At 53.8% G+C, this 7,006-nt stretch carries 5 protein-coding genes, 1 rRNA gene and 2 pseudogenes; 3 read left to right on the forward strand and 5 right to left on the reverse strand.

Annotated elements, in window-relative coordinates; genetic code table 11:
* Positions 1–62 precede the first annotated feature (62 nt).
* Entirely contained in the window at positions 63–1,382 is a 1,320-nt protein-coding gene (locus CJF39_RS04720; RefSeq protein ID WP_169963636.1) for a Na+/H+ antiporter family protein, read from the reverse strand.
* 523 nt (positions 1,383–1,905) lie between these two features.
* Here CJF39_RS04720 and CJF39_RS23615 point away from each other — a divergent pair.
* A pseudogene (locus CJF39_RS23615) lies at positions 1,906–2,976 on the forward strand (HAMP domain-containing protein); the annotation flags it as partial.
* A gap of 342 nt (positions 2,977–3,318) precedes the next feature.
* Positions 3,319–3,834 (forward strand): annotated as a pseudogene (locus CJF39_RS23620) (methyl-accepting chemotaxis protein); the annotation flags it as partial.
* Between the two features lie 23 nt (positions 3,835–3,857).
* Here CJF39_RS23620 and CJF39_RS04730 read toward each other — a convergent pair.
* The 3 genes from CJF39_RS04730 to CJF39_RS04740 are packed head-to-tail and all read right to left on the reverse strand — an operon-like array spanning position 3,858 to position 6,171.
* Positions 3,858–5,192, reverse strand: coding sequence for an ATP-binding protein (locus tag CJF39_RS04730; protein WP_094992382.1), 1,335 nt, complete (start codon positions 5,190–5,192; stop codon positions 3,858–3,860).
* On the reverse strand, positions 5,189–5,857 hold the full coding sequence (locus CJF39_RS04735) for a response regulator transcription factor (RefSeq protein ID WP_094992383.1): 669 nt from the start codon (positions 5,855–5,857) through the stop codon (positions 5,189–5,191). Before CJF39_RS04735 ends, CJF39_RS04730 begins: the two co-directional genes overlap by 4 nt.
* Positions 5,857–6,171 (reverse strand): PepSY domain-containing protein, encoded by a 315-nt coding sequence (locus tag CJF39_RS04740; protein ID WP_094992384.1) that lies wholly within the window; start codon positions 6,169–6,171, stop codon positions 5,857–5,859. Before CJF39_RS04740 ends, CJF39_RS04735 begins: the two co-directional genes overlap by 1 nt.
* Positions 6,172–6,390: 219 nt before the next feature.
* Here CJF39_RS04740 and queD point away from each other — a divergent pair, with 219 nt between their 5' ends.
* Positions 6,391–6,747, forward strand: a complete 357-nt coding sequence (gene queD, locus CJF39_RS04745; RefSeq protein ID WP_094992385.1) for a 6-carboxytetrahydropterin synthase QueD — start codon at positions 6,391–6,393, stop codon at positions 6,745–6,747.
* Positions 6,748–6,931: 184 nt separating this feature from the next.
* Here the strand turns inward: queD and rrf are convergent.
* Positions 6,932–7,006 (reverse strand): 5S ribosomal RNA (gene rrf, locus CJF39_RS23625); the annotation flags it as partial.

The raw sequence follows: 7,006 nt of genomic DNA on the forward strand, positions 1-7,006 counted from the left end.
GAAACGCTCAAAGTTAAGACCCGCCACACAACTTGTTTATTCAGGTACTTCGGGCAAGCGGTTTACAACGTCATCGCCGCCACCCAGCCGAACGCCAATAGCGGCAGATTGTAATGCAGGAAGGTGGGCACCACGGTATCCCATATATGGTGATGCTGGCCGTCAACGTTCAGACCGGAGGTCGGGCCGAGGGTTGAGTCCGAAGCAGGCGAGCCGGCATCCCCCAATGCGCCAGCAGTACCGACGATGCAAACGATGGCCATTGGGCTGAAGCCCAGTTGCACGCACAAGGGAACAAAAATTGCTGCCAGGATGGGCACTGTCGAGAAGGACGAACCGATACCCATGGTCACCAGCAAGCCGACCAGCAGCATCAGCAGTGCGCCGATGCCTTTACTGTGATTGATCCAGCCAGCAGAAGCTTCGACCAGCGATTTCACTTCACCGGTGGCTTTCATCACTTCGGCAAAACCCGAGGCGGCGATCATGATGAAGCCGATCATGGCCATCATTTTCATACCTTCAGTAAACAGATCGTCGGTTTCACGCCAGCGCACAATGCCCGAAGCTGAAAAGATCAGGAAGCCGACCAGGGCGCCAATAATCATCGAGCCCAGCCACAACTGCACAATGAATGCCGCCGCAATTGCACCCCCGGCAACCAGCAGGGTGCGCGGGTTGTAGCGAATGGCAACTTGCTCGACCTGCTCGATTTTCGACAAGTCGTACTCACGCTTTTTGCGATAGCTGATGAACACGGCGACCAATAAACCGAACAACATGCCCAATGCCGGAATGGCCATCGCATGGGTGACATTGACCTGACTGACGTCTACGCCACCTTTGCTGACGTTAGCCAGCAAGATCTGGTTGAGAAAGATGTTGCCAAAGCCCACGGGCAAAAAAATGTACGGTGTGATCAAACCAAACGTCATGACGCAGGCGATCAGACGACGGTCGATTTTCAATTTGGTCAGGACATACAGCAGCGGCGGAACCAGCAAAGGAATAAACGCAATGTGGATCGGCAAGATGTTCTGCGAGGAGATGGCCACCACCAGTAACAGGACGATCAATAGCCACTTCACCCGATTCCCGCCAACGGCCTGTTGCGTGTTCACCAGTGTCAGTGCCTTGTCAGCCAAGGCATGTGCCAGGCCCGATTTAGCAATGGCGACAGCGAACGCCCCCAGCATCGCGTACGAAAGCGCGACCTGTGCGCCACCGCCCAGCCCGTTGTTGAACGCATTCAGGGTGGCTTCGACACCCAACCCGCCCACCAGCCCGCCAACGACAGCACCGACGATCAGGGCGATGACCACATGCACACGGGACAGACTGAGCACCAACATGATGCCGACCGCGGCAACAACTGCATTTATCATTACAACCTCATGGCACACACGACGGAAAAACACCGTCATGCAGATGATTCCGGGCAAAAGACTGCTGTTCCAGTCGCCGGATTTGGAAAGGAGGATTTATTTGAGGGCGCACACTTTGCAGCAGCTTCGCCGCCTTGTCAAAGCGCGTGCCATGCGTCGTCCTCAAACCCCATCCATCCGGCTTTAACCCTAATAAATACAGGGCCAAATCAAATTTTAAAAAGCCTGATTTCAGGTTTCAACGGTAAAGAAATGCGTCTGTCGGCCGCTAACAGACAAAGCCTCTTTTTAGGATGTCTCCATGTCGATCAGACAGCTTTCCATTCAATGGAAAATCACCCTGCTTTCCGGACTTTGTTTATTGGCGATTGTGACGTTGCTGGTGGGCTTGTCCCTTTATCGCATGGAGCACAACTCGGAGCTGGTTAAAGCCTCCAGCACCCAGATGCTTAATGAGTCTGCCCAGGCCCGAATCGAATCTCAGGGCGAAGCTCAAGCGTTGGCCATCAGTCGTCAGTTCATGGATGCGTACCAATATGGAAATGGCTTCGCCCGACAGGTTCTTTTTCTGCGTGAGCAATCGGAAAAGCGTTTCCTGGATGCTTTTGATTTGCGTGAAGACCTGACCCGTCAGGTCAAGGCGGCCTTGCAGGCAAATCCGGACCTGCTCGGATTGTCTTTGGTGTTTGAAGCCAACGCACTGGATGGAAAGGACCCACTATTTGATCATCAGAAAGAACTGGGCAGTAACGACAAGGGCCGTTTTGCCCTGTATTGGTCGCAACCGACGCCGGGCAAGCTGACGTCGATGGCGCTTCCGGAAAGTGATATGGCCGATACCACTACCGGTCCAAGCGGACAGGCCAATAACACGTGGTTCACATGCCCGCGCAAGACGCTAAAACCGTGCATCATTGAGCCCTATTTTTATGAAATAGACGGGCAAAACGTGCTGCTGACCAGCATTGTGTTTCCGCTCATGGTAAACGGCAAAGTGATTGCGTCACTGTCGGTGGATATCAACCTCAATAGCTTGCAAGCCCTTAGCCAGGAGGCCAGCCAGAAACTCTATGGCGGCCAGACCCATGTCGGGATTATCAGCTCGGTCGGCCTGCTGGCTGGCTACAGTGCCGATGCCAGCAAACTCAGTCAGCGTCTGGACGCCGTCGACAGCAATGATGGCGCACAGCTCCTACAAATGATGGCCACAGGTGGGCAAGCCCAAAGCATACGGGATCATGGCCGGCTGAAAGTACTCACGCCTTTCTACCCGATTCCGGGGAGCCAGCCGTGGGGCGTTTTACTGGATGTACCTGAAAAAGTTCTGGTCGGTCCCGCCGAGACCCTGCAAGCCGAACTTGATGAACGCAACAATGCCGGGGCATTGATGGAGTTAAGCCTGGGCCTGCTCGCAGCGGTGATAGGCCTGGTGCTTGTCTGGTTGATGGCTCGCAGCGTAACTCGCCCGATCCTTGGCGTAGCAAATATGCTGGAGGATATTGCCAGTGGCGAGGGCGATCTGACGCGGCGCCTGACGTACGATAAAAAAGATGAGCTAGGCCAGTTAGCCGGCTGGTTTAACCGCTTTCTGGACAAATTACAGCCGATCATCGCCGAGGTTAAACGCTCCGTACAGGATGCGCGCAGTACGGCTGATCAGTCGGCGGCGATTGCCACGCAGACCAGCGCTGGCATGGAACAGCAATACCGTCAGGTCGATCAGGCCGCGACGGCATCCCACGAAATGAGCGCCACTGCACAAGACGTCGCCCGCAGCGCTGCTCAGGCCGCGCAAGCTGCACGTGAGGCGGATCAGGCAACCCGTGAAGGTCTGACCATCATTGATCGCACCACCCGCAGCATCGATCACTTGGCTGCAGACATGAGCGAGGCCATGACCCAAGTGGAGGGACTGGCCGCCAACAGTGAAAAAATCGGATCGGTACTTGAAGTGATTCGCGCGATTGCCGAACAAACCAACCTGCTCGCGCTGAACGCTGCTATTGAGGCGGCCCGCGCAGGCGAAGCAGGCCGCGGGTTTGCAGTAGTGGCTGATGAGGTACGCAACCTGGCTCGTCGCACGCAGGAATCGGTCGAGGAAACCCGTCAGGTCATTGAGCACTTGCAAGCTGGCACGCAGGTGGTGGTGAGTTCGATGAGCAATAGCCATCGTCAAGCGCAAGGCAGTGTTGAACAGGTCGGACAAGCCGTGACTGCACTGCAGCAAATCGGCAATGCTGTGACAGTCATTACTGACATGAATTTGCAGATTGCCAGTGCGGCGGAAGAACAGAGCTCGGTCGCGGAAGAGATCAACAACAATGTGTCGACTATTCGTGACGTGACCGAGTCATTGTCTGAACAAGCAAACGAATCGGCGCGGGTCAGTCAGTCGCTTAACGAACTGGCCAATCAACAACAGACACTCATGGATCAGTTCAGGGTCTGATTGTGCAAAGGCGACGACATGCCTCAGGCTGTCGTCGCCCCGTTTGCACGCTGCACCAGTTGGATGGTGACCAATAAACCGCCCCACTCACCTGTCGTCAATTGCATGCTCCCACCCCATGCGTCGACGATGTCGCGCACGATCCCTAACCCAAGGCCATGGCCAGCCGTCTGCTCGTCGAGACGCGTACCGCGACTGAACACTTGATCGCGCTCTGCCTCTGGGATGCCTGGACCGTCGTCCTGCACTTCGATGTCATACCCGGCAGTCGTTTGCCGTAGACGCAGCTCGACGCGTGCATCCGCCCATTTGCAAGCGTTGTCCAACAAGTTGCCCAATAATTCAAGCATGTCTTCGCGATCCCAGGGCAAATGCAGGTTCGGCGGTGAGTCAAAGGTAATCGCCAGATGCTGGCCGTGAATCATGCTTAAAGTGGCGAGCAACGCAGGTAATTCAGCGTCGGCATCAAACTGGGCACCCGGTAAGGCATCTCCTGCGAGCCGTGCCCGATTAAGCTCACGATTCATGCGCTGCTCAATGTGCTCCAACTGGTCATGTAATGTGCGCTGAATGTCGGGATAAGCTGCGAGGCGTGCGTCGTTGGCAAGGCTCATCAGCACAGCCAAGGGCGTTTTCAGAGCATGCCCCAGATTGCCCAATGCATGACGTGAACGCTTGAGGGTGTCCTCGGTGTGCGCCAGGAGGTGGTTAATTTGTTTGACCAGCGGTTCCAGCTCAAGAGGGACTTGTGTATCCAACTGAGAGCGCTGCCCCTGCTGTAACTGAGCTATTTGTTTACGGGCTATCTCCAGCGGCCGCAGTGCACGTTGTACGGTTACACGTTGCAGCATCAGGATGATTATCAACGCTGCCACGCCCATGGCCAATCCAATGCGCTGTACTTGCCGCAGGCTGGCGCGTATGGGCGAGTAATCTTGGGCAACCGTGATGGAAACCACCTGCCCTAAACGTTTGTAGTCACTGCGCAGCACGAGCAACATCTGGCCTTCAGGGCCCGGCTGAAGTGTGCCGCTCAAGCCAGGCTGGGCTGTTTTTGGCAGTTGACTGTCCCAGAGGGATCGAGATCTCCAGTGAGTATCACCAAACTCAATACTGAAGTAATGCCCGGAAAACGGACGCTGATAAGCAGGTGCAAGACGTCGCTCGTCCAGCTGTAATCCTTGAGGCCCCCGGCTTAATGCAATCAACAGGTTTTCACTGTCATTTTGCAAACCTGATTCCAGGTAACGCTGCAAACCGGTTTCAAATAACCACAGGCTAACTTGCCCCACCACAAGGCCCGCTACCAGCAACACACTGACAAGCCCAAGGCTAAGCCTGCGCTGGATCGACCTCATGGGGTGATTGATCCAAATATGTATCCTTGCCCTCGGCGAGTTTCAATCACATCGCGCCCCAACTTGCGGCGCAGGTGGTTTACATGCACTTCCAATACATTGGAGTCACGTTCTGTCTCACCATCATAGAGGTGCTCCGAAAGATGACTTTTAGAGAGGATTTGTTGGGGATGCAACATGAAGTACCGCAACAACCGGAACTCGGCAGAAGTCAGTTGAATATCGACCCCGTCCCGGGTGACACATTGACGCCCTTCATCCAACTGCAGGCCTGCAGAGGTTAAAAGCGGTTGATTGGCATGGCCATGAGACCTGCGTAACAGCGCTTGCACGCGCAATTGCAGTTCTTCTGGATGGAACGGCTTGGTCAGATAATCATCAGCTCCCGCCTTTAGGCCCTCAATTCGTTCCGCCCACGAACTGCGCGCTGTGAGTATCAACACTGGCGTAGTCACCCCACCTGCGCGCCACTTCTGCAGAACGTCGATACCTGGAAGGCCTGGTAACCCCAAGTCAAGAATGATCAGATCATACGGTTCGCTTTGCCCCGAATGGAGAGCATCACGCCCGTCTGTAAGCCAGTCAACGGCATACCCTTGACGGGTCAGGGCAGCAATTAACTCATCAGCCAATGGCACATGATCTTCAACCAGCAACAAACGCATTAGTCGTCTTCCTTATCTTCGAACAATTCACCTTTACGGGCATCGAACTTGAGTTCTCGCACAACGCCTTGCGTGGTCAACAATTCGATTTCATACACATAACGACCGTGTTTTTTTTCCAGCTCGACTTCCAATAATCGAGAACCCGGATAACGCTTAAGGGCTCTGTCTACCAACTGTTCAAACGGCAAAATAATCCCTTTTTGACGCAGACGCAGCGCTTCATCCTGCCCCAAATCCCGCGCCATAGCCTGCGAGCCAAAAGCACAAAGCATAAAAACCAGCAGACTTATAGCGCGCCCGCTCATGTACATGGAATCTCCTGTTGTCCAGCGCAGAGGATGGTGTTCCATGCTGGAGGTGTTAACTCTACGGGTCATGGCTTAACTTAAACTGAAGATGCCAGGCATTTAGTCGCTGATCATACTCCGGTTACGCGCAGGTTGAGCGCTATACCGGGGTTAACTGTTAGACTCTATTTCTGCTGTCATCACACACGTGAAAGACCCTTTTCTTCAAGAGCTTCGAACATTGTGGAAATTTTCAAAGAGTTTACCTTCGAGTCCGCGCACCGCCTTCCTTTCGTCCCGCAAGGACACAAATGTGGACGCTTGCACGGCCATTCATTCAAAGTAGCAATCCATTTAAGCGGTGAAATAGACGCTTCGACTGGATGGATCCGGGACTTTTCAGAGATCAAAGCAATTTTCAAGCCTCTATATGAACAGCTTGATCATAATTATTTGAATGACATTCCTGGCCTGGAAAATCCAACGAGCGAAGTGCTTGCCAAGTGGATATGGCAGGAGCTAAAACCTTTGCTGCCAGAGCTGTCAGCGATAAGAATTCACGAAACCTGTACCAGCGGCTGCATTTATCGCGGCGAATAATTTCGTAATTAGCGTTTTAGTTTCACCCCAACCTGCGAACAGCATGTCCGCAGGTTTTTTTTGACAAAAATCAGCATAAACACTGATTCTGCGCGCTATGTGGTTGAGATGGCGTGCACGCTCTTTTTCAGCCACAAAAACAAAATCCCTGTCTGCGTGAGCAGACAGGGATTCTGGAATTTAATCTTGACGATGACCTACTCTCACATGGGGAAACCCCACACTACCATCGGCGATGCATCGTTTCACTGCTGAGTTC

The sequence above is a fragment of the Pseudomonas lundensis genome (assembly GCF_002269125.1).
Lineage (GTDB): Bacteria > Pseudomonadota > Gammaproteobacteria > Pseudomonadales > Pseudomonadaceae > Aquipseudomonas > Aquipseudomonas lundensis_A.